This is a genomic window from Rheinheimera sp. ATLC3 (assembly GCF_059429535.1).
On the sequence record NZ_CM182103.1, the window covers coordinates 4,128,503 to 4,152,328 of the forward strand.

At 48.9% G+C, this 23,826-nt stretch carries 22 protein-coding genes; 15 read left to right on the forward strand and 7 right to left on the reverse strand.

Translation table 11 applies throughout. The features are described 5' to 3' along the window. Positions 1 to 2 precede the first annotated feature (2 nt). Both ccoO and ccoN read right to left on the reverse strand, forming a co-directional pair. Complete coding sequence (gene ccoO / locus AC5SV9_RS19265) at positions 3 to 614, reverse strand: cytochrome-c oxidase, cbb3-type subunit II (RefSeq protein WP_134055027.1); 612 nt, start codon at positions 612 to 614, stop codon at positions 3 to 5. Between the two features lie 10 nt (positions 615 to 624). Next, positions 625 to 2,052, reverse strand: coding sequence for a cytochrome-c oxidase, cbb3-type subunit I (gene ccoN, locus AC5SV9_RS19270; RefSeq protein WP_134055026.1), 1,428 nt, complete (start codon positions 2,050 to 2,052; stop codon positions 625 to 627). 277 nt (positions 2,053 to 2,329) lie between these two features. Between ccoN and AC5SV9_RS19275 the strand changes: the two genes are divergently transcribed. Next, complete coding sequence (locus AC5SV9_RS19275; protein ID WP_475150643.1) at positions 2,330 to 2,719, forward strand: hypothetical protein; 390 nt, start codon at positions 2,330 to 2,332, stop codon at positions 2,717 to 2,719. Between the two features lie 75 nt (positions 2,720 to 2,794). Then, complete coding sequence (locus AC5SV9_RS19280; RefSeq protein WP_134055022.1) at positions 2,795 to 2,989, forward strand: hypothetical protein; 195 nt, start codon at positions 2,795 to 2,797, stop codon at positions 2,987 to 2,989. Positions 2,990 to 2,996: 7 nt separating this feature from the next. On the opposite strand, the gene AC5SV9_RS19285 is transcribed toward AC5SV9_RS19280, so the two are convergent. Then, on the reverse strand, positions 2,997 to 3,842 hold the full coding sequence (locus AC5SV9_RS19285) for an aldose epimerase family protein (RefSeq protein ID WP_475150641.1): 846 nt from the start codon (positions 3,840 to 3,842) through the stop codon (positions 2,997 to 2,999). Positions 3,843 to 3,922: 80 nt separating this feature from the next. Further along, positions 3,923 to 4,933, reverse strand: a complete 1,011-nt coding sequence (gene gap / locus AC5SV9_RS19290; protein WP_134055018.1) for a type I glyceraldehyde-3-phosphate dehydrogenase — start codon at positions 4,931 to 4,933, stop codon at positions 3,923 to 3,925. 199 nt (positions 4,934 to 5,132) lie between these two features. Between gap and malQ the strand changes: the two genes are divergently transcribed. The 13 genes from malQ to AC5SV9_RS19355 all read left to right on the forward strand — a co-directional run bounded on the left by malQ (position 5,133) and on the right by AC5SV9_RS19355 (position 19,337). Then, complete coding sequence (malQ, locus tag AC5SV9_RS19295) at positions 5,133 to 7,328, forward strand: 4-alpha-glucanotransferase (protein WP_475150638.1); 2,196 nt, start codon at positions 5,133 to 5,135, stop codon at positions 7,326 to 7,328. Between the two features lie 34 nt (positions 7,329 to 7,362). Then, positions 7,363 to 9,552 (forward strand): 1,4-alpha-glucan branching protein GlgB, encoded by a 2,190-nt coding sequence (gene glgB, locus AC5SV9_RS19300; RefSeq protein ID WP_475150636.1) that lies wholly within the window; start codon positions 7,363 to 7,365, stop codon positions 9,550 to 9,552. 20 nt (positions 9,553 to 9,572) lie between these two features. Next, the gene (glgX, locus tag AC5SV9_RS19305; RefSeq protein ID WP_475150634.1) at positions 9,573 to 11,630 is read left to right on the forward strand and encodes a glycogen debranching protein GlgX; all 2,058 of its coding nucleotides are present in this window, start codon (positions 9,573 to 9,575) and stop codon (positions 11,628 to 11,630) included. Positions 11,631 to 11,727: 97 nt separating this feature from the next. Further along, positions 11,728 to 13,257, forward strand: coding sequence for an NADP-dependent phosphogluconate dehydrogenase (gene gnd, locus AC5SV9_RS19310; RefSeq protein WP_417706833.1), 1,530 nt, complete (start codon positions 11,728 to 11,730; stop codon positions 13,255 to 13,257). Further along, the gene (gene purT / locus AC5SV9_RS19315; protein ID WP_475150631.1) at positions 13,254 to 14,444 is read left to right on the forward strand and encodes a formate-dependent phosphoribosylglycinamide formyltransferase; all 1,191 of its coding nucleotides are present in this window, start codon (positions 13,254 to 13,256) and stop codon (positions 14,442 to 14,444) included. The genes gnd and purT overlap by 4 nt, the downstream gene beginning before the upstream one ends. A 203-nt stretch (positions 14,445 to 14,647) precedes the next feature. Next, positions 14,648 to 15,073, forward strand: a complete 426-nt coding sequence (locus AC5SV9_RS19320; RefSeq protein WP_475150629.1) for a hypothetical protein — start codon at positions 14,648 to 14,650, stop codon at positions 15,071 to 15,073. A gap of 33 nt (positions 15,074 to 15,106) precedes the next feature. Continuing rightward, complete coding sequence (locus AC5SV9_RS19325; protein ID WP_475150626.1) at positions 15,107 to 15,544, forward strand: GNAT family N-acetyltransferase; 438 nt, start codon at positions 15,107 to 15,109, stop codon at positions 15,542 to 15,544. An 11-nt stretch (positions 15,545 to 15,555) separates the two neighbouring features. Continuing rightward, positions 15,556 to 15,972: a GFA family protein gene (locus tag AC5SV9_RS19330; protein WP_475150625.1), complete on the forward strand. Its 417-nt coding sequence runs from the start codon at positions 15,556 to 15,558 to the stop codon at positions 15,970 to 15,972. A 45-nt stretch (positions 15,973 to 16,017) separates the two neighbouring features. Beyond that, complete coding sequence (locus AC5SV9_RS19335) at positions 16,018 to 16,473, forward strand: hypothetical protein (protein ID WP_475150623.1); 456 nt, start codon at positions 16,018 to 16,020, stop codon at positions 16,471 to 16,473. Between the two features lie 16 nt (positions 16,474 to 16,489). Then, entirely contained in the window at positions 16,490 to 16,819 is a 330-nt protein-coding gene (locus AC5SV9_RS19340) for a hypothetical protein (protein ID WP_273022776.1), read from the forward strand. A 121-nt stretch (positions 16,820 to 16,940) separates the two neighbouring features. Further along, positions 16,941 to 17,378 carry a DUF2059 domain-containing protein gene (locus AC5SV9_RS19345; RefSeq protein WP_134055000.1) on the forward strand — a complete coding sequence of 146 codons (438 nt, stop codon included), beginning with the start codon at positions 16,941 to 16,943 and terminating at the stop codon, positions 17,376 to 17,378. A gap of 148 nt (positions 17,379 to 17,526) precedes the next feature. Then, entirely contained in the window at positions 17,527 to 18,711 is a 1,185-nt protein-coding gene (locus AC5SV9_RS19350) for a serine hydrolase domain-containing protein (protein ID WP_475150620.1), read from the forward strand. A 113-nt stretch (positions 18,712 to 18,824) separates the two neighbouring features. Further along, positions 18,825 to 19,337, forward strand: coding sequence for a hypothetical protein (locus tag AC5SV9_RS19355; RefSeq protein WP_475150619.1), 513 nt, complete (start codon positions 18,825 to 18,827; stop codon positions 19,335 to 19,337). A gap of 7 nt (positions 19,338 to 19,344) precedes the next feature. On the opposite strand, the gene AC5SV9_RS19360 is transcribed toward AC5SV9_RS19355, so the two are convergent. The 3 genes from AC5SV9_RS19360 to AC5SV9_RS19370 form a co-directional block, all read right to left on the reverse strand. Continuing rightward, positions 19,345 to 21,123: an alkaline phosphatase D family protein gene (locus tag AC5SV9_RS19360; RefSeq protein ID WP_475150617.1), complete on the reverse strand. Its 1,779-nt coding sequence runs from the start codon at positions 21,121 to 21,123 to the stop codon at positions 19,345 to 19,347. 72 nt (positions 21,124 to 21,195) lie between these two features. Further along, complete coding sequence (locus tag AC5SV9_RS19365) at positions 21,196 to 22,734, reverse strand: DHA2 family efflux MFS transporter permease subunit (RefSeq protein ID WP_475150615.1); 1,539 nt, start codon at positions 22,732 to 22,734, stop codon at positions 21,196 to 21,198. After that, positions 22,731 to 23,804, reverse strand: a complete 1,074-nt coding sequence (locus AC5SV9_RS19370) for an HlyD family secretion protein (protein ID WP_475150614.1) — start codon at positions 23,802 to 23,804, stop codon at positions 22,731 to 22,733. The genes AC5SV9_RS19365 and AC5SV9_RS19370 overlap by 4 nt, the downstream gene beginning before the upstream one ends. Positions 23,805 to 23,826 lie beyond the last annotated feature (22 nt).

A 23,826-nucleotide genomic window follows, 5' to 3' on the forward strand; every position in this document is an offset into this window, starting at 1 on the left:
TATTACTTCAAATGTGTGCCAAGGGACTGCAGATAGGCAATCAACGCCTGCATCTCTGTCTTACCCTTCACGGCATCCGCTGCACCTGCTATATCTTCGTCCGTGTATGGCACGTCATACATGCGCATCACTTCCATTTTCTTAGCTGTGTGCTTGCCATCGAGAATATTTTCATTCAGCCATGGGAAGCCTGGCATATTTGACTGTGGTACCACAGAGCGCGGATCCATCAGGTGAGCAAAGTGCCAGTCATCGCTGTAACGCTGCCCAACGCGCGCCAGATCAGGACCTGTACGCTTGGAACCCCACAGGAAAGGATGGTCCCAAACACTTTCACCTGCTACAGAGTAGTGGCCATAACGCTCAACCTCTGCACGGAAAGGACGTACCATCTGGCTGTGGCAGCCTACGCAACCTTCACGGATATAGATGTCGCGGCCTTCCAGCTGCAGCGCAGTGTAGGGCGCCATACCATCTACCGGTTGCGTCGTTTCATCCATAAAGAACAGCGGGGTGATCAGTACCAAAGTACCGAAGCTGATCGCAACGATGGTCAAAATAGCTAACAGACCTACGCTGCGTTCAATTTTGTCATGATGATTCTTGTTCGACATGATTTACCTCTTACGCCGCTGCCGGTACAGGTTGTAACGATTCATCTTTTGCACGTACGGTTTTGTATACGTTGTATGCCATTAACAGCATACCGGTCACGACAAACACACCGCCGATAAAACGCATCAGATAAAATGGCATAGACGCTTCCAGGCTTTGTACAAAGCTGTACGTCAGGGTGCCGTCAGTATTAACTGCGCGCCACATCATGCCCTGAGTAATACCCGAAATCCACATTGCTACGATATACAGCACCACGCCGATAGTATGCAGCCAGAAGTGGGTGTTAATCAGAGAAATACTGTACATACGGCCCTGGTTATACAGCACAGGGATCAGGTGGTATATCGCGCCGATAGAAATCATTGCAACCCAACCCAGTGCACCAGAGTGTACGTGGCCGATAGTCCAGTCAGTGTAGTGCGACAGCGCATTTACAGACTTGATCGCCATCATCGGGCCTTCAAACGTTGACATGCCGTAGAATGACAGAGATACGATAAGGAAGCGCAAGATAGGGTCGGTTTTCAGCTTATGCCAGGCTCCGGATAACGTCATAATACCGTTGATCATCCCGCCCCAGCTAGGCACAAACAGCACGACTGACATCACCATACCTAATGACTGTGTCCAGTCAGGCAGGGCAGTGTAGTGTAAATGGTGTGGACCGGCCCAGATATATAGCGCTATCAGTGCCCAGAAGTGCACGATTGACAAACGGTAAGAATAAACCGGACGACCAGCCTGCTTAGGCACGAAATAGTACATCATACCCAGGAAACCAGCAGTCAGTAAGAAGCCCACTGCGTTATGGCCGTACCACCACTGGATCATTGCATCTACGGCACCCGCATAGATTGAGTACGATTTAAAGGCACTGACGGGTATCGCCATACTATTGACGATGTGCAGAGCTGCAACGGTCAGAATAAAACCGCCGAGAAACCAGTTCGCCACATAAATATGGCTGGTTCTACGTTTTACCAGCGTACCGAAGAATACGATGGCGTAACACACCCAAACCAGTGTAATCAGAATATCAATTGGCCATTCCAGTTCAGCGTATTCTTTTGAACTGCTTAAGCCCAGCGGCAGCGTCACAATCGCCGAAACGATAACCGCTTGCCAGCCCCAGAATGTAAACATGGCCAGCTTTTCTGCAAACAACCTTACCTGGCAGGTACGTTGCACTATGTAATAGCTGGTAGCAAACAGGGCGCTGGTACCAAAAGCGAAAATAACCGCATTGGTATGTAAAGGACGAAGGCGACTATAGGTCAACCAAGGTGTATCGAAGTTTAATGCCGGCCAGTATAACTGGGCCGCAATTAACACGCCTACTGCCATACCTACAATACCCCAAAGCACTGTAGTTAAAGCAAACAGGCGGACAACGCTATAGTTGTAGTCAACATTTAACGAATTGGTCTGGCTCATGTTGAGTTCCGCTGCAGTTTGTGCTGGTTACTGATACAGGCTGGTAAACAGCCATTCTTGTTATAGACAGCTAATACACCCAGTAAATGCAATGTTTTAGCTACCAATTTGGGGCTGCATATTAAGGGTTTTACCTTCGAAAAGATAGGCAAAACAGCCCGTTTTATGATTTAGAACAAAGTTAAAGATTAATAATTAACCAATTCTAGCTGCTGTTTGAAGCTTTTCCGCAAAACAACATACAATACGCAAACTTTTTAGCGTTATCGGGTTAATCATGCGGCTATTTTATCTGGTTTTACTGGCAATTTGTGCAGTCAGCGGATGCCAGCCGGCTGACAAAGCTCCCATCTCATCGCGTTTGTTAATTGATGAGGCGAGTGTGCAGCTGCAGCTTACTCCGGCTGACGCTCCGGTTGAAACTCCGCTTCGGTTGCAGGTTTACGGTGAAGGTATAGCTGAAATAACCGGAGAAATCAGTGGTATATCGATGTATATGGGGCGGGTGCCGCTGAAGTTCAGCCGGCATGAGTCTGCCTGGCAGGCAGAATTTTTGCTTGGAGCGTGCAGTGATCCGAAGATGTTGTGGCAAGTGCAAGTGGAATTGACGTTGACTGATGGAAAAAAACGATTGCTAAAACAACAGTTTCATTCCAGTTGGCGCTAAAACGGATAATTTTCGCTTGAATTGTGATTAAAAAATAGCCAGTATCGCACAGCAAAATAAATTGGAGTGATCAAAATGACCAGTGAGTTTGTGCGCAATATACACCTGGCAACTGCCCAGAGATTAAAAGAGCAAGGTGCTGATTTAAACGGCATTGTTGAGCATTTCGAGAATGTTTACTTGCCAATGGATGAAGTGCCTGAAATGCTGGGGCAGCTTGGCTACCCGCAGCAGGATTTGAAACAGTTTTTAAAAGGCCTCGACTCCTGAACCCACGTCAGGTTGCTGCTTTGATTTGCTGCGTCAGGTTGAGTGGCGCAGCTTCGTCCAGCTGCAGTCTGGCTGTTTCGACACAAATAAATTCCAGATAGCTGTCGTCACGAAGATCTGTTATCTGCCGGCTGCGCTCAACCCATGGGTTCCATACCACTGTTGCATCTTGCCCGTGTTGATTCAGATTAACGACTGAGTCTGGCATTAATAGCTGCAAATTGGTGACGGGCTGGGGGTACACTCTGTCAACTTCAGCATTAAAAATTGCCTGCTCTGAAGCGTCAGCTACCGTCGTTGCCGTTACCTTGTCGCTGTATTGCCGGGGTAAAGGCTGTACCCGGGTTTGTGCTAATTCTGTAATAGCGAAATAGCTGTGCAACGCGGCTTGCTGCAGTAATGATGTGTTACAACACAAGTTAATAGTTAAACTGCTATCTAAAGTAACCTGCAATTGTAATGTGACTTCGCCAGCGTGGTGTGGCAAATCTTCAACGGTAATTTCAAGTGTTGCATTGGCCTGGCTGTCATCTGTGTGTTGATTTACCAGCTGCCACATCCTGGTCCGTACCACACCATGATTAGAGAGTTTGTTTTGTTTGGGGTTGACTCTGCTATCCGCAGGACCAAACCACGGCCAGCATACAGGTACGCCACCGCGAATAGGCGTCTGATTATGCCACTGCGCTAAAGGAGATAGCCAAAGTTTGTCCACATCGGGTGCTGGCCGGTACGATAAGACCTGGCCACCATATAATGAGATCACTGCAGTGGCATTGCCATATTGCAACAAGATGCAGGGCAGGTCAGTTAAATGTGCAAACCCGGTTTGCGCGGAGATAGAACTGTTCAAAAGTTAGGCTCCTGATATTAGGTGTGGGGGGCCAAAATAAAACAGCCAGCTTAAAGCTGGCTGTTTTAGCATGCAATGCTTCAGGCGTGTTTCATAAATTCAACCGTGTTATCCAGCATACGGTTGCTGAAACCCCACTCGTTGTCATACCAGCTCATTACTTTAACTAAACGGCCATTAACACGAGTTTCCGTCGCATCAAAGATAGAAGATTTCGGATTATGGTTAAAATCGACTGATACCAACGGTAAATCGTTTACTGCCAACACTTCTGCCATAGGGCCTGACGCACAGGCTTTGCGGATAATGTCATTCACTTCATCAATAGACGTATTACGACCGGCGATAAAGCTCAAGTCCACTAATGATACGTTGATGGTAGGTACGCGTACGGCTAAACCATCAAACTTGCCTACCAGCTCAGGCACAACCAGGCCAACCGCAGCAGCGGCACCGGTTTTTGTTGGGATCATTGACATGGCAGCTGCACGTGCACGGCGTACATCGGTGTGATACACGTCACTTAAGCGCTGGTCATTGGTATAAGCATGGATAGTGGTCATCAGGCCTGACTCAATACCCAGTGCTTCATTTAATGGCTTGGCTATTGGGGCAAGGCAGTTAGTGGTGCAGGAAGCATTTGAAATAATGTTCATCTGCGGCGTTAAAATTTGATGGTTTACACCATATACCACTGTTGCATCAACATCCTTGGCTGGTGCAGAAATAATAACTTTTTTCGCTCCGGCTTCAAGGTGGGCGCCAGCACTTTTACGATCAGTGAAAAGCCCTGTACATTCAAGTACCACATCTACTTTAAGTTGCTGCCAGGGCAGGTTAGCCGGGTTACGCTCACTCAGTGTCAGGATTTCATCCTGATTTACATAGATAGCTTTGTCACTATGCTCGACGTTAGCAGCGAAAATACCATGTGCTGTGTCGTACTTCAGTAAATGGGCATTGATGGCGGCGTCGCCTAAATCATTAATCGCTACTACCTTAATGTCGTAATTTTTGCTGCTCTCGTACAAAGCACGCAGCACGTTGCGGCCAATGCGACCAAAACCGTTGATTGCAACACGAATTGTCATACATACCCCGTCAAAATAGCTGTTATGAAACTGAACTGAATAATATGTGTAGTAAAATTACATTAATCTGCAGCTTTTTCAAGTTTAAAACGCTATAAAACCGGTATTTATGTAATTAAATGACATAAATGAACAATGACATTAGCTGCGATGACGCCTAGAATGAGCGGTAGCCAACTGACAATAATAAGGATTTATCATGGACGCCGCCTTACTGGCTGAATTGATCGCATTTTGTGGCATTGAAACCGAATTTAACGATGCCTGGGGTAAGCCGATCCGGGTTAGCGAGCCACAACAGCTGGAACTGTTAAAAGCGCAGGGCTTTGACACTGAAGATGACGATACCGCGCGGTTGCAATTACTTTCCAGGCAGCTGGATTTCTGGCAAAAGCCTTTGCAACAGGTATCGGTGCAGCGCCTTGGCGAACCGCTGCAGTTATCGCTTCAGGTTACTCTGGAGCAGGCAAACACGGTTATTGCACTGCAGCTTACCTGTGAGGATGGCAAGCATTACACCTGCAACCTTACTCCTGTAGACGGTGAGCTGACTCAGGTTATCGTGCTTGATGATGTTGAGTACCACCAGTATCTGCATGAACTGCCATGGCAATTGCCGGCAGGTTACCATCAGCTCGCTATTGCGAAGAGTACTGAGCAGCAGCGGCTGATTATTACGCCCGGGCGCTGCTTCCAACCAGAGCCGTTTACGCGGCATAAGCAATGGGGTATAGCGTTGCAGCTATACGCACTGCGTTCTGACCGTAACTGGGGTATAGGGGATTTTACCGATCTGGGTAATACCCTTAGCTATCTGGCCAGCGTTGGCGCTGATTTTATCGGGTTGAACCCAATTCACGCGCTGTATCCTGCGATGCCGGAAAGCGCCAGCCCTTACAGCCCGTCATCACGGCGTTGGCTGAATATCAGTTACATTGACGTTGAGGCAATGCCGGGCTTTGCCAATTGCAGCCGTACCAAAGCACTGGTTGAAGCACCGGGCTTTGTATCTCAGATCAGTGAGCAGCGTAGTAAAGATTACGTAGATTACAGCGGCGTTATGCAATTAAAGCTGCCCGCAATGAAAAGCTTATATCAGTGGTTTAGTGAGCAGAAAAGCACTACAGCCAAAGATATAAACAAAGCATTTAAGCAGTTTAAGCTGCAAGGCGGTGATAGTTTACTGCAACTGGCGTTATATGATGCTTTGCACGCCCATTTATATCAGCAGAACAGCGATTATTGGGGCTGGCCAAACTGGCCGGAGCAATATCGTGACCCGGCGTCAGACGCGGTTATGCAATTTAGCAAGCAACACAGCGCAGAGCTGGATTTTTACTGTTACCTGCAGTTTATCGCACAGCAGCAATTAGCGCAGGCACAACAGGTAGCCAAAAATGCCGGTATGCTGCTGGGGCTATACCGCGATTTAGCCGTAGGCGTTAGTGAAGCGTCAACCGAGATATGGTCAAATCCCCAATTATACTGCCGACAAGCCAGTGTAGGCGCTCCGCCTGATCCGCTTGGGCCTGCAGGCCAGAACTGGGGACTACCACCGATGTATCCCTATCAATTGTACAAGCAGGCTTATCAGCCGATTATCGACTTGTTGCATGCCAATATGCAGCACGCAGGTGCACTGCGTATTGATCACGTTATGGCATTGCTTCGCCTATGGTGGGTACCCAAAAGTGCCGCAACTGCAGCCGGCGGTGCCTATGTCTATTACCCGATTATGGATCTGCTTGGTATTCTGGCACTGGAAAGTCAGCGTAATCAGGCGGTGGTGATAGGCGAAGATTTAGGTACTGTGCCAGAGGGTATTCGAGAACTGCTGTCTGATTATGGCGTGTATTCTTACCGGGTGTTCTTTTTTGAAACTGCTGCTGATGGTGGTTACATCTCAACACAGCATTATCCGCAGCAGGCAATGGCGACACTGACCACGCATGATTTGCCGACCTTGATTGGTTTCTGGCACTGTGACGACTTGCGTTTAGGCAAAGAGCTGGGCTTATATCAGGATGATGTGCAGTTGCAGCAACTGTACGCTGAGCGCCATGCAAATAAACAGCGTATTCTCGACTCTTTGCATGGACACCGCATTGGCGGCGACGGCGTTTTACCACACGATTATCCGCGCAGTAGTGAGCATCTTGGCATGGATAAAACACTTAACTATGCGTTGCAGCGTCATCTGGCAGCAACGTCTAGCCAGTTGCTTTGTCTGCAACTGGAAGACGCGTTGGAAATGACACAGCCGGTAAATGTACCCGGTACCAGTTCAGAGTATCCAAACTGGCGGCGTAAACTGTCGCAACCACTGGAGCAGTGGAGCCAGCGTGAGGATATCCGGCAGTTATTCAGTGACATAAGCAGCATTCGAAAAGTGTAGTATTTTAACGTACAAAAATAAGAAAGGAATGGACATGAGTTTAGCGTTATTGCAACAGGTCAACTGCGCCACGCCATTTTCGTTACTGGGTTGGCAGCCTTTAGAACACGGCAAAGCCACAGGTTTACTGCTACGGGTTTACTTGCCACACGCGACGGCTGTTACAGCATTGAGTGCTGACGGTAAAAAAACGCTGGGCGAGCTGACTGCAGTCAGCGATTTTGACGGCGTGTTTGAGTTGAGACTGAGTAAAAAACGCAAAGCTGAAGCTTATATTCTGCAGGTGCAGGCCGGCAATTATCAATATCAGCTGTTTGATCCATACCAGTTTAAAGTTGAAGCGTATTATGCGGTACATTATGTCACCAGCCAGCCAGAGAATCTGTACCGCCAGCTTGGCGCGCAGTTAATTGAGCTGGATATTGGCACAAAAAAAGTACCGGCAACCCGTTTTGCGGTGTATGCACCTAACGCCAGCGCCGTCAGCGTAATAGGTGATATGAACAGCTGGGATGGCAGGGTACACCCGATGCAGCGCACCGAGTGTGGGCATTGGGTACTGGTGCTGCCGGAAGTAGCCCAGGGCGTGCGCTACAAATACGAAATAAAGGACCAGCACGGCCACTTGCTGCCGCATAAAGCTGATCCTATGGCATTTTATGCTGAGCAATATCCATCGCATGCGTCTTTGGTATTTGATCATCAGCATTACCAATGGCAGGACAGCGATTGGTGTAACCGCAAAGCCGTTAACCCGCTGCATAGCCCAATCAGTATTTATGAGCTGCAAGCCGGTAGCTGGAAACGGCAGAACGATAATCAACCGCTCAGTTACCGCGAGTTGGCTGAGCAGCTGATCCCTTATGTGCTGGATATGGGCTACACCCATATCGAGTTATTACCTGTGATGGAGCATCCGTTTGATGGGTCCTGGGGCTATCAGCCTTTGGGGCTATTTGCGCCGACATCGCGTTTTGGCAACCCGGATGATTTTAAGTATTTTGTTGATCAATGCCATCAGGCAGGTATTGGCGTTATTCTGGACTGGGTGCCGGCGCATTTTCCGGAAGATGGCCATGGCCTGGCGCGCTTTGATGGCAGTCATCTTTATGAGTACGAAGATCCGCGACGGGGGTGGCACCCTGACTGGAACTCCTGTATTTACGATTACGGTAAAGGTTATGTGCGCCAGTTTCTACTTGCCAGTGCTTTATTTTGGCTGGAGCATTTTCATATCGACGGGTTGCGCGTAGATGCCGTCGCTTCGATGTTGTATTGGGACTATTCGCGTAAAGAAGGCGAGTGGATCCCGAATATCGACGGTGGCAACCATAATTATGAGGCCATAAGTTTCTTTCGCTGGTTTAATACTGAGGTATACAGTAAATACCCCAAAGCGATGACAATCGCCGAAGAGTCGACATCCTTCCCCATGGTGTCGCGCCCGGTAGATATGGGGGGATTGGGTTTTGGTTTTAAATGGAATATGGGTTGGATGAATGACAGCTTGCGTTACATTAGTAAAGATCCGGCATATCGGCGTTATCATCATAATGACCTGACGTTTTCGATGGTGTATGCCTATAACGAAAACTTTATTCTGCCGCTCTCGCATGACGAAGTGGTGCACGGTAAAGGCAGTTTGCTGAACAAAATGCCTGGCGATGAATGGCAACAAGCTGCTAACTTAAGGGCCTATTATGCTTTTATGTTTGCTCACCCGGGAAAGAAGCTGAATTTTATGGGTAACGAGTTTGCTCAGGGGCGCGAGTGGAATCATACCCAAAGTCTGGATTGGCACCTGCTTGGGTATGATAAGCACAGGGGCATACAGCAGCTGTTTCGTGATTTAAACCAAACGTACCGCCGCTGTGCGCCACTGTATGAGCTGGACTATCAGCACGATGGTTTCAGTTGGCTCGATCATCAGGATGCCGATAACAGCACGTTGAGTTTTTTACGCCGTGACAGTCAGGGCAACACTATTTATGTGGTCAGCAATTTTACACCGGTGCCGCGTACAGATTTTCTGCTGGGTGTTGAACAGCAAGGTGATTACGAAGTTATTCTTAACACCGACAGTGAGTATTACTGGGGCAGCAATTATGAGGTAGGCAGTGCACTTCACAGTATTGCGATGCCTTATCATGGTAAAGCACAGCATATCTGTCTGCAGCTGCCGCCAATGGCCACCTTATATATCCGCAGGAAACATCAGAGCTGATAACCGGGAAGCCGTTTGTTATGAGTAACCATATACCGCTGTTAAAGTTGTCCGCCGGAACTGCCTCACCACTTGGGGCAAGTTGCTTACAGCAAGCAGGGCAAGGCGTGTGGAATTTTGCCGTATTTGCGCCGGATGCGACAGCCTTAACGTTGTGTTTGTATCAGCCTGATACTGAAGAGCTGTTGGGTGAGCTGGCTTTCAGTGCCCGTACCGGTGAGGTATGGCATTTACAGGTCAGTGGTATCGAAGAGGGAACCTTATACGGCTTAAAAGCCGATGGCCCGTTCGATATCGACAAAGGTTTAGTATTTGACGCTGAGCGTCTGCTGCTGGATCCTTATGTACGACAGTTAAACCGCAGTATTAGTTTTAATGAACGCTTGTATATCACTAAAAGCCATTACATGCTGGCAAAAGGCATTTTAAAAGCACAGCCGTTTGACTGGCAAAGCAGCACTAAACCCGAGATTGCACGCGAAAAAACGGTCATATACGAGGCCCACGTCAAAGGCATGACAATGTTGCACCCTGACGTACCTGAAGAGTTACGCGGGACCTACCTTGGGCTGTGCCATCCTGCTGTTATTGCGCATTTAAAACAACTTGGCATTACTACGTTACAACTGTTGCCAGTGGCGGCCTTTATGAGTGAGCCGCGGTTGGGCAAATTGCAGCTGACGAATTACTGGGGTTATAACCCGGTGAGTTTTTTTGCGCCTGATCCGCGTTATCAGTATCAGGACGCGGTAACTGAGTTCAAAACTCTGGTACGAACTTATCATCAGGCTGGCATAGAAGTGATTCTGGATGTGGTGTTTAATCATACCGCAGAGGCAGGGGATGATGGCCCGTTGCTGAGTTTTCGTGGCCTGGCGAATAAACACTATTACTTGTTTGAAAGCCATGCTGACATCACCGATTTTACCCAGCCTTGTAATTACACCGGTTGCGGTAATACGCTGAATGTCGCGCATCCTGCTGTGCAAAAGCTGGTGATGGATGCTTTGCGTTATTGGGTAACCGAAATGCAGGTTGACGGTTTTCGGTTTGACCTGGCAACAACTCTTGCGAGAGAGCATAAAAGGTTTAATCCTTATGCGGCATTTTTTCAGATCATCGCACAAGATCCGGTGTTATCTGGTGTAAAACTGATTGCTGAGCCCTGGGATGTTGGCCCTATGGGGTATCAGCTAGGGCAGTTTCCTGCTCACTGGTCAGAATTAAATGACAAGTGCCGTGACACCTTCCGGGCATTCTGGCGCGGTGACAAAGGTGTGTTGCCGGAATTTACCACGCGTTTGCTTGGGTCTCGGGATATTTTTCAAAAACACCATAAACCAGCGTGCTGCAGTGTAAATTATCTGACTTACCATGACGGTTTTACGCTGCAGGATGTGGTCAGCTACAAAGACAAACATAACTGGCTGAACGGCGAGGAAAACCGTGATGGCCACAACCATAATCTGAGTTGTAACCATGGTGTCGAAGGCCCAAGTAAAGACCCGTCAGTTAAAGCCAACCGATATTTACATAAACGTAATCTGGTGGCCACGTTACTACTTAGCCAGGGCATGATCCACTGGCTGGGTGGTGACGAGCTGAGCCATAGTCAGCGCGGCAATAACAATGCTTACTGTCAGGACAACGATATCAGCTGGCTGGACTGGCATCTGGACAGCGACGAGGAAGATTTTCTGCAGTTTGTCCGCCAGATGCTGGCATTTCGGCGTAAATACAGCTGCCTGCAACAATTATCACTGCTGGACGACAGTTATCAGTTGCATGGTGACAAGCATCATATTCAATGGTATCTGCCGGATGGCGAAAAAAAACAGCCTCAGGACTGGCAAGACCCTGAGCGGTTAAGCTGTATTTTTCAGATCACCAATAAAACCAATCAGGCCAGCCTGTTGTTTGTGTTAAATGCCGACAGCAATGCACTTAAGCTGACATTACCTGGTAAGGCTCGCCGGCTGTTGTTTGACACCAGTGTTGATAAAGGTTTACTGCAATCCGCTGGCCAGACAACATCACAATACCAGCAGAATGCTAACAGTATGTCGGTATGGCTGTAGGTTTATTGGCTCCTTTTCAGTATAATGCGCGCCGTTTATGTGCTGCCCGGTGTTTGCACACGGGCTGGCAAAAATGAAAATAATGAAGGAATGTCAGATGACAGACACAGCTGCACTTTGTGATATCGGTTTTGTCGGCGCCGGTGTAATGGGCAAAAACCTTATTCTGAACCTGGCGGATAATGGCTATCGCGTTGCCGCGTTCGATTTGGACCACCAGAAACTGGAAGCTGTGCTGGCGCAGGACAAAGCCGAGCGGGGCGACAAACCTGCCCGCGTTATCGCTTGCAGCTCCTACACCGAATTATTATCCCGCCTGTCAGCGCCGCATTTAATCGTGCTGTCGGTACCGGCCGGTAAACCGGTAGATGATGTGTGCCATAAGTTAATTGATGCGGGTATTCAGGCAGATGACATTATCGTCGATACCGGTAACAGCTTGTGGACCGATACGGTAGCCCGTGAGAAAGACTTTGAAGGGAAGTTTATCTTCTTCTCTACTGCGGTATCTGGCGGTGAAGTGGGGGCCCGGTTTGGTCCATCATTAATGCCAAGCGGCGATCCCTACGCCTGGACCCGTATTAAACCTTTATGGCAAGCCATTGCTGCTAAAGTTGACCCCGCTACCGGCAAGCCGATAGAACGGTTTGAGCCTGGCAACCCGGTTACTGAAGGTGAGCCATGTGCCACTTATATCGGCCCAAGCGGCTCTGGTCATTATGTCAAAATGGTGCACAACGGCATTGAATATGCTGATATGCAGCTGATTTGCGAAGCCTATCAGGTGATGCGCGATATATTAGGCATGCCAGCAGCAGAAATTGCTGACGTGTTCAAACAATGGAATGAAGGCAAGCTGCACAGCTATTTAATCGGCATCAGTGCTGATGTGCTGGCGACCAAAGATTCAGAAACCGGTTTACCGCTGGTTGACGTCATTATGGATAAAGCCGGACAAAAAGGTACCGGGCTGTGGACAGCTGTCAGCAGCCTGCAGCTTGGCAGCCCGTCACCCACTATTGCAGAGGCAGTGTATGCCCGCTCACTGTCAGCGCTGAAACATGAACGGGTGAAAGCAGCAACGGTGCTGGCCGGCCCGGCACAAAACCTGATTTCAGATGAACAAAAGCAGGACATTATTCAGGCACTGCATGATGCGCTGTACTGTGCAAAAATCTGTGTCTATGCGCAAGGCTTCCACCTGATGAAAACCGCGGCAGACGAGCATGGCTGGCAACTGAATTTTGCTGAAATTGCCAAGATCTGGCGTGCCGGTTGTATTATCAGGGCGGTATTTTTGCAATCTATTACCGAAGCTTATGAGCGCAATGATGAGCTGGAAAACCTGCTGCTTGACCCTTTTTTCGCCAAACAAATCTCTGTCTATCAGCAGAACTGGCGTAAAGCTGTAGCTAATGCCACGTTGGCCGGTATTCCGGTAGCTGCACTTAGCTCAGCACTAAGTTACTACGATTCCTACCGTACAGCAGTTTTACCGGCAAATTTACTGCAAGGTCAGCGTGACTATTTTGGTGCTCATACGTTCGAGCGTACTGATAAAGCTAAAGGCCGTATGTTCCATGTCGATTGGAGCAACCCGGCCCGGCCAATGGTGAAAATAAAATGACGAACACTGTAATAGGAACCGTGGGCTGTACCAGCAGCACTAAAGTGCTGTTACTCGGCGCAGGTGAGCTGGGTAAAGAGCTGTGCATTGAGCTTAAGCGTTACGGTTGTGAAGTGATAGCGGTTGACCGTTACCCCAATGCGCCTGCGATGCAGGTGGCCGATAAAGCCGTTGTCATGTCAATGCTGGATAATGCGGCACTGCGCCAGCTGGTTATCAGCGAAAAACCGGCCCTTATCGTGCCTGAGTTAGAAGCCATTGCAACCTCAGTGCTGATAGAACTGGAAGACTGTGGTTTTAATGTGGTACCCAGTGCCAAAGCGGTAAACCTGACGATGAACCGCGAAGGGATCCGCCGGTTAGCCGCAGAAGAGCTACAGCTTGCGACATCGCCGTTTCAGTTTGCCAGCGATAAAGACAGCTTTATTGCCGCTGTAAATGCCATTGGTTATCCGTGCGTAGTTAAGCCAATTATGTCATCCAGTGGTAAAGGCCAGAGCGTACTGCATAGTGCTGCTGATCTGGATAAAGCCTGGTTATATGCCCAGGAAGGTGGCCGTGCCGGTAAAGGCCGGGTGATAGTTGAAGGCTTTATTGATTTTGACTATGAAATCACGCTGCTTACAGTCAATTCGGTGTCCGGTATTCAATATTGCGCGCCTATTGGCCATCGTCAGGAAAAAGGTGATTACCGCGAAAGCTGGCAGCCGCAAGTAATGAGCGAAAAAGCACTGAATACCGCCAAAACCTATGCCAAAGCAGTAGTGGAGGCATTAGGCGGGCGCGGTCTGTTTGGTGTTGAGCTGTTTATTAAAGGCGACGAGGTTTACTTCTCTGAAGTATCACCACGGCCGCATGACACTGGCATGGTAACGCTGATATCGCAGCAACTGAGCGAATTCGCATTGCATGCCCGCGCTATCTTAGGCTTGCCAATACCGCAAATTAAACAATACGGCCCGGCAGCCTCAGCCGTGCTGTTAGTGCCAGGTAACAGTGCTGATATTCAGTACCATGGTTTAGCAGCAGCGCTAGCCGAACCTGATACCGAACTACGCATTTTCGGTAAGCCAGAAGTGCAGGGCGAGCGTCGCATGGGCGTAGCATTGGCACTGAGTGACAACGTTGAGCTAGCCACGCAAAAGGCACTGAATGCAATCAGTAAGCTAAGCGTCACGTTAAAGTGACGCTTGAACTGTAAAAAACCACCTGCGGGTGGTTTTTTTATGTCTGCTGATGTAAATAAGTTGTTCACTTTGCTGGTAAAGTTCACTAGCATCAACTTAAGACACTTTTATATTGGGTAATTATCTTTTTCAGGAAACTATAAACCGCAGGCGTTTATTGATTGCCTTGATTTGCATATACAAAAAACAAAGGAGTGAATAACGTGCCAGATGCAATGTGTAAAGCCTTGCTACTAACTTGCGTATTATTGTTGTCGGCTTGTGCTACCAAGCAGGCAGTACCAGAGCCAGAAGAGCAAAAAGTTACAATATCTCCTGCGCCAGCGAAGATTCTCAGCAAAACAACAGTATACACAGGGAAACCTTATACACCTCAGTTGTGGTCGGGTCATAAAGTTCTTACGTTGTCTGCAGAGCAATGTGCAGCTAAAGGTAAAGCGGTGCTTGATGCCATGCAGTTTGGCTCTGTGATGCAAAACGGTAACTATGTTTACGGCAACCACCAGCAAAACCGAGCTGCGGTTAAATGTGTACCGCTTGATAGCGGCAGTTTTTTGTATGTTGCTGTCGCCGGCAGACAAAAAAAGGCGGTTGAGGCGCTGCGCAACGAAATTGTCTGGCAGTTTTGAGTTCTGTTTTCGTTTATTTTACAAGGATCAGCTGTGAACATTTCACTACGTGAAGTAAGCCAGGAAAACTATGAAGCGGTGTGCGACCTAGAGGTCACTGCTGAGCAAGAGCCTTACGTGGCTTGCAATATGTGGTCTCTGGTGGAGGCAGCCTATAACGATGGCCATAGCTGCCGCGCAATTTATCTTGCTCAGCAGCCAGTCGGGTTTTTTATGTGGGTAAAAGAAACGCCGCAGCTTATGTCTATCTGGCGTTTTATGGTTGATAAAGAGTACCAACAGCAGGGGATAGGCCGTCAGGCAATGGCGCTGGCATTAGCTGAGATTAAGCAAGACGCTGATATTAAACAGATTGAGATTTGTTATAACCCTGGAAATCCGGTAGCAAAAAACTTTTATGCCAGCTTTGGTTTTGTTGAGCAAGGGTTGGATGACGACAATGAAGATATGCTGGCGTTAATCACGCTGTAAGAGGAGTATTTATGTATCATGGGGCTTGTTTGTGCGGTGAGGTAAGGGTTGAGGTTAGCGGCCCAATAAGCAGCATTATTCATTGTCACTGTTCGCTGTGTCGTAAATCAAGCGGTACTGCTTTTGCTACTAATGGTTTTGTCCAGACAAAGGATTTTGCCGTTGTCAAAGGCGCCGATACGTTAAGCCAGTTTGCATTTAAACCAGGGCGTTTGCGGCATTTTTGCCGCAACTGTGGGTCACCGGTGTATAGCAGTAATGCGGCTGATCCGGCGCGGGTACGTTTGCGCCTGGGTATATTAAATTCTGATATCAGCGAGCGGCCTGTATCGCATAATTTTTACAGTTCCAGAGCAAACTGGGAAGACTTGGACTGTGTTCTGCCACGTTACGATGGCTTTGAACCCGAACGCACTGCCGTGACTTAAATTAACCGCTATGTTTTATAGCAGCTACTGCCTTAGGAGAGCACTATGCAGGCAATGAAACTGAACACAATGCGCTTAGGGTTACTACTGATCTTTGTGCTTGTGTTGTCAGGCTGCGCAGTAAAACTCATCAGCAGCTACGATGAAAAAACTGATAATGCAATAACGGCTCTGCAAAAAGAGATGACGCAGTTTTTCCTGACAGTTGAGGCTCAGGCCGGTTTGCCGGAATGTAAATACAGCAACCACACTCAGTTTTATCAGCAAGCAAAAATCGCGCTAAGTGCTATTTCGGTGCGGGTTAAGGCTATAGAAGCGAATGAACTGACTATCGAACAGGTTGATTTATTGCAAGATAGCCTGATCAGCCTTGAACAGCTACATCAGCTTGCTTGTTTAACCCCGAATCAGGTAACTAATTTGCGCAGCAACTTTGACAGCAGCATTACCGCCATTTTGAAACTTGAACTGGCAAAGAAACGTGGTAAACCTTTGCTATAACACAGAGGGAATTGCAATGAGCTTAGATGCATCACAGCTTGCCGCCAGTATGCTGCAGGTTTTTAAAGCCGAGCTGGCAGATAAGTGGCCGGATATTAAAGAATACGCTAGTGCTGAAGCAACGAAGCTCGCTGAAAATCTGGTCATGATTGAGCGCATGCAGTTAACCGGCGAAATCACGCCTGAGCAGGCCCGTTTGCATCATCAAATCCAGCGAAATGCGTCGCGCACTGTGTTACTTGCTGTTACCGGGTTAAGCCGGGTTGCGATAGAGCAGGCGATAAACGCTGCGATGGACTCACTGCGGCAAAGTGTAAATACTGCGCTGAATTTTACCTTGTTATAAACCCGCTGAAGACCTTCAAGCCAAATGATACCTAAGCTACAGGCTTATATTGGCGCTGACATTGTTGTGGCATTACGTTAAAGTACGGCTTCAGTTAATAACATGAAATGGAGATGTAAGCATGAGGAAGTGCGTTTTTCTGGCAATCTGTTTAACGGTCGGGCTGGCGATGCCGGCGATGGCGCAGCAGGCAAAACCGGAAAGTATAAAAAAGTTACTTCAGGTGTCTGGCGCCGGTGATCTCGGCGTGCAAATGATGAATCAGATGATACCGGCGCTGAAAAATATGATACCAGATGCACCGCCTGCGTTCTGGGACGATGTGATGCAAGAGGTCAACGCTGAAGAGCTGGAGAATTTGTTGATCCCGGTATATCAGAAACACCTGACAGAAGCTGATGTTAAAGCGCTTAATGAGTTTTACGCCTCCGATGTCGGGCAGAAAATGATTAAAACTCAACCGGCGATCATGCGCGAATCTATGATGCTGGGACAGCAGTGGGGGCAGCAGCTGGCGCAAAAAATTGTCCAGCGCTATGAAGCCCAAAAAGCCAAATAGCCAACTGTAAAAGATGCGGAAGAAACCACCTGCGGGTGGTTTCTTCGTATTTTGTTGTTGATCTGGCGGTTATCCCGCTGCGTTGTAGCTGTAATTGGCGGCGAATTGTTTTAAGGTCTGGCTATCTTGTTTTTTATTGAAGACCACCATGCTAACGTCCTACTATAAAACATCTGTTGAGCTACTCGCTTCTGTTATTGTTTTAGCCGTAAGCCATCAACTTGCAGCAGCAGAGCCTTATTTCCCGCCAGCTGGCAGTTGGCAGCAGGTCAAGCCACAAAGCCTCGGTGTTGATGCCACTAAACTGCAGCAAGCTGTAGATTACGCTATTTCAAGTGAAAACCCGGCGGATAAAGATCAGGCAATTGTGCAAGCGACAACCTTTGGCGCGCGCGAACCCTACGATCAGATCATTGGCCCTATGTCCGTGCGTGCTGGCGCAAACGGGCTGATCGTTTATCGCGGCGCTGTTATCGCTAAGTGGGGCGATACGCAAAGTGTCGACATGACACACAGCATTAGTAAAACCTTTTTAACCACGGTAACTGGCCTGGCGCTACAAGACGGCCTTATTGCCAACGTGCAGGATTTTGTTGGCCCTTATTTACCTTCCGACAACACGCTTTTCGCCGGTGAGCATAACAGTGCTATCCGCTGGGACCACTTGCTGCGGCAAACCAGCGACTGGCAGGGCAGTTTGTGGGGGAAACCTGATTGGGCTGACCGGCCGGAAGGCGAGGCGAAAAGCTGGCCTTACAGGTCTTTGTACAAGCCCGGAACACGCTACAAGTATAATGATGTTCGGGTGAATTTATTAGCTTTGGCTACAACTTACGTCTGGCGCAAGCCATTGCCGGTGGTGCTGAACGAACGCATTATGCAGCCGATTGGTGCCGGCTCTACCTGGCGCTGGCATGGCTATGAAAACAGTTGGATTGAGCTGGATGGCCAGCGCATTCAGAGTGTGTCAGGTGGCGGCCACTGGGGTGGTGGTATGTTTATCAATGCCTGGGATTTGGCCCGTTTTGGCTATTTATTTTTGCGCGATGGTAATTGGCAGGGCAAACAACTGGTTAGCCGTGAATTTATCGCCCAGGCCCGCACCGGAGGAAGCGCCAAAGCGGATTATGGTTATGCAAACTGGTTTTTAAATCCAGGGCGCAAAGCGCTGCCTGCAGCACCGGAAACAGCTGTAACGTTTCAGGGGGCGGGGCGCAATATTATTTATATTGATCAGCAGCACGATTTGCTGATTGTCGCGCGCTGGATAGCGAACGGCGATGAGCTTAATCAACTTGTTGCCCAGGTACTGGCGGCGCTGCCAAAGGATTAATTGTTACAATTATTGGAATAATGCATTGAATTAATAAAAATTTAATACTATAAAGAAGGTTCGCACTGCGTGTTTATGCTGTTGCTGTTTATTTAAGATGTCACGGAGGAACCATGTCAGTACTGCGTAAAATAGGTCTGATAAGCGCTGTTGTTTGCAGCGGGTTCCTGCATGCAAATACAGCAGTGGATTTTTCAGCGGAACAAAATGCACCCTGCTGGAAGATGATTGAGCAAAAAAGCACAGGCCACTGTAAGTTGTACTTTCATCGTTCAGCGCCACAGCCTGCTTTTGCACCCCGCGAGGAGATCTCCCGCGCTTTCAGCCGTTATTTTTCCGCCCGCACAGAGTTTCCTACGTCTTTTCAGCAGATGGAGTTTGCGCTGCAATTTTTCAATTACAGCCTTGCTAAATACCCTGTACGCGAAAGCCTGAATTTTATCCGCAGTAAAGATGGCAGTGCTCAGCTGAGTATGACGATACTAACCTCCGCAACCGGAGGTTACAGTTTTGTTCTGGCTGATACCGACGCACATCTTCGCCAGGTAGTGGATGCCTTGCAGCGCAGTGCGGCAAGGCCTGCAACACATTATCAGCGCAGCATCGCTAAGCTTTTCGCCGAGTAACCCGTTATTACTGTAACGTCAGACGTGCAGCGCTGTCAGCGTTATACTGCACCACAGCCTGTTTGGTCCTTGTTTCCAGTAGCTGATATTCCGCCTGTTTTATTGTGTCAACATACTGCCATTGACAACTGACTTGCTGTGGGCTGACAGTTAACAGCATAAATCCTCTGTCATACAGGTTGGCATATTGTAACCCCTGCACCAGTTGCTCCAGCGCTTGCTCGGTTGCAGCGGCTGATGCGCGGTCCGGCAGGTTAATATATTGCTCAAGACCGGGTGAGGTAACTGACGATGTGGCCAGCTCTACACCAACAGCAGTGCCGTCGGCTAAATCGAGATGGTTTGCCCAGCTGTTATGCGTATCGCCTGCCAGTACCAACAACTGTTTTTGGGCAGCAACTGCTGTGTTGAGGATAATTTCGCGCTCTGCCGGATAGCCATCCCAGGCATCCAGGTTATAGGGCATTGCAGGTAGCTGCAGCAGTGACAGGACCGCTGGCGTTAATCTTTGCTGATTGGCTTGCAGGTATGCCAGTTGATCTGCCGTAAGGCTGGGATCGCCCGCCTGAGCGCGGCCGGCCAGTTGCGCCAGTGCTGCCAGTTCAGCAAAATCGGTAATGCTCAGTTGTTGCAATGCAACGGCACCGGGCAGCATCATTCTTCCCATTAACACTTGCTGGCCAAGCATCTGCCAGCGCGCCGGGCTTTGACTTAACTTGTCCTGTAGCCATTGCAGTTGTTCTGCACCCAGTATGGTGCGGCTGCTCTGAGTTAAATCGGCTGTAAAACGCTGCGCGTCAAGCTGACCTGAGGTAGGATCGATGTATGAAGCGTACTGCAGTTGTTGATCCCGGCCGATAATGCGCGTGTCCAGCATCAGCAGGTTAAGTAAATTGCCAAACTCGAACTGACGATAGATGGTTTCGTTATCACCGGCTATAACCGGTCGGATTGGCATCCATTCAAAATAGGCTCTCAGCGCCGCCATTTTACGTTCAGTGTAATCACCTTCATCGCTCTGATGGTTTTCTGCACCGTCTCGCCAGGCGTCATTGGTAATCTCATGGTCATCCCATACCGCAATAAAAGGCGCTGCAGCATGAATTTGCTGCAGTGCCTGGTCGGTACGGTATTGCGCGTAGCGTTGGCGATAATCGGCCAGGGTTAAGATTTCTGTTGCCGGCTGCACAACCCGGTCCATGGCCTGAGCATCTTCACTGGCGTAACCACCTGCACCGTATTCATAGATATAGTCGCCAAGATGGATGGCGGCGTCCAGATCGCTTATCAATGCAGCGGCGGCATAGACATGAAAATAGCCGGCGGGATAATTGGAGCAGGAGAATACTGCCAGTTTCACCTGACTGACATCACCTTCAGGCAGTGTTTTACCGCGACCGGTGGGGGAATACACAGTGCCGGCCCGAAAGCGATAGAAATACTCGGTACCTGCGGCCAGATCCTGAACATCAATCTTAACGGTATAGTCACTGCTGGCTGATGTTGTGGTGTTGCCGCTTCGCAATATCTGGTTAAACTCTTTGTCTGCTGATAGCTGCCATTCCAGCGGTACTTCTGCTGCTTCTGCGCTGATACGAGTCCACAGCAGCAAAGCATCAGTAGTAGGATCGCCACTGGCGACACCGTGTAAAAACGCTACATCATAGGGCAGAGGTTCTGGATTATCGTTATCGCTGCTGCAGCCGGTCAGGCTGGTAGATATAACAATACTGCCAATACTGGCTGCTGAAGCCAGAAGAAAATCGCGCCGGGTAAGCTTTGCCATCTGTTCACTCCTGAAAAAGATGGCATTAGCTAAACAGAGATAAATTACAATAATATTAATGAAACTAATAAATTAAGTTGTGTGTTTTCGTGTAGCCGGGCTAAGTAATAGCAGCAGTGGCAGGGCGGCAAGTGTTAAAAGCATCATTAGTCTGAAGTCCTGTAAATAAGCTAATGTGGCTGCCTGGCGCGTCACTTCAGCATTAATCAGACTCAGCCCCTGTGCAGTGGAAATATCAAAAACACCTTGTTGTACACTTTGTTGTAAGGCGTCATTTGATTGGGTGATAAAGCCGGCAAACGCCGCATGATTAGCCTGAGTACGGTGTGCCAGATAGGTAACGACCACTGAAATACCAATGCTACTCCCAATATTTCGCATTAAGCTGAACAAGGATGTACCTTCATTGCGATAGCGGCTATGCAATGTCGAAAATGCAATGGTCGATAGCGGCACAAAAATAAAACCCAACCCCAGGCCCTGGATCATACCGGTGCTAATAATGTCCCAATGGCTGATGTCAGTATTAAACAGTGTCATTTGCCACAGCGAAAATGCTGTTAACAGCAGCCCCAGCAGAATTTTCAGCCTTACATCCACTTTGCCGGATAATTTACCTACCGTAATCATCGCTGCCATGGTGCCAATCCCCCTTGGAGCCAGCACATAGCCTACATCGATCACCGGGTATCCTAAAAGGTTTTGCAAAAACGGCGGTAATAGCGCCATTGTTGCCAGCAAGATAATGCCGACGATAAAAATAAACACTAAGCCGACACTAAAATTGCGGTCGCGAAAGATAGCAGGCTCTATAAAAGGTTGCCGCGCGGTAAAAATATGCACAATGAATAAATACATTGCCAACACCGCTAAGACTGCTTCGGTAAGTATTTCCCGGCTGGCGAACCAATTAAGCACTTCTCCGCGATCAAGCATCATTTGCAGCGCGCCTATACTTAATGCCAGTAACGCAAAGCCGGTGATATCAAAACGACGTGTAGTATCTGTTGCGGTTTCCTGCACAAACGCCGCAATGCCTGCCCATGCCAATAACCCAAACGGCAGGTTAATATAAAAGACCCAGCGCCAGTTGTAATATTCTGTCAGCCAGCCACCAAGTGATGGGCCGAGAATAGGCCCTATCATAACGCCAACCCCCCACATTGCCATGGCTTTACCATGCTGTGCTTTAGGGTAGGTATCAAGCAGCACTGCCTGAGACAGTGGAACTAAAGCGGCACCAAATACGCCTTGCAGCAGACGGAACAGCACCAGCTGACCAAGGCTTTGTGCCGCACCGCACAACATAGATGTGATAGTAAAACCGATGACTGACCAGAGAAATATTTGCTTACGGCCAAAGCGGGCACTGAGAATACCGGTAAGCGGCATACATATCGCCGCGGCGACAATATAGGAGGTCAGCACCCACGAGATCTGATCCTGAGTTGCACCAAGGGTTCCCTGCATATGCGGCAGAGCCACATTGGCGATAGTGGTATCCAGCGCCTGCATTATCGTGGCCAGCATGACAGACAATGTGATCAGTAAGCGTTGCCTCGCCAGCGACTGATTATCCTGGGTATCCGCCGGGGCACTAATGCTGCTCATAGGCTAAAGCCGAACAGGCTGCGTTTGTGGCCCGTATCAACTGCCACTTCGGCACTGAGCCCAGCAAGAAGTGGGGCAGCACTGGCATCGGGTTGTAGTGCGATGCGTACCGGTACTCTTTGGGTGATTTTCACCCAATTACCAGTGGCATTTTGCGCCGGAATAATAGAGAACTCGGCACCGGTCGCCGGACTTAAGCTTTGCACAACACCGTGCCAGCTTTGATCGGGATAGGTATCGACCTTGACCGTCACCTCTTGCCCTGGCTGCATATACGTTAAATCGGTCTCTGTGAAGTTAGCCTCAATCCATAGTTTTTGGTTGGCAACTAAGGTTGCTGCAGTCGCACCCGCTGCCAGGTATTGGCCGGGTTTTGGCAGTTTACTGACCGCGCCGTCCATACTGGCTCTGACTGCCAGGTATTCAACATCAAGGTTAGCTTTGGCAAGCTCAGCCTGTGCCGCCTGAAATGCAGGGTGTTGCTCTGTTGGTAGGGTTACGCTGCCACCTAAACTTTCTGCGATACGCTGTAAGTCTTGCTTTAATGTGGCGATTTGTTGGAGCGAAACGGCTGTAGTTTGTTCGGCGTCGTCGTAATTATTAGCTGACACGTAGTGGCTGGCCAGTAGATCGGCCTGACGGGCTTGCTGCTTTTTGCTGAACTCATATTTGGTTTGAGCCAGTGCGATTTCTGCCTCTTTTTCGCGGTAGGACGCCTTTAAAGCCGCAATATCTGAGCGCACCTGAGACAGTGTCGCCTGCGCTTTGGCCCTGGCAACCAGATAAGGTTCTGGTGTAATGGTAAACAGGATATCACCGGCGTTAACCTGCTGGTTCTCTTGCACCAGAATATCCTGCACTGGTCCGTTGATTCTTGCACTTACCGGCACTTTGTCGGCTTTGATATATGCATTATCGGTAGAGATAAAACGTCCGCCATGCAAATAGGCGGCGACACCGCCAACGGCAAACAGCGCCGGCAACAGCAGCATAAATACCCGGCGGATAAGCCGGTTATTCGGCTTTGTCAGTCGGGTTTCAGGAGGGGATGAAATAATACTGTCAGCCATAAAATACTCCGCCTGTAACAGG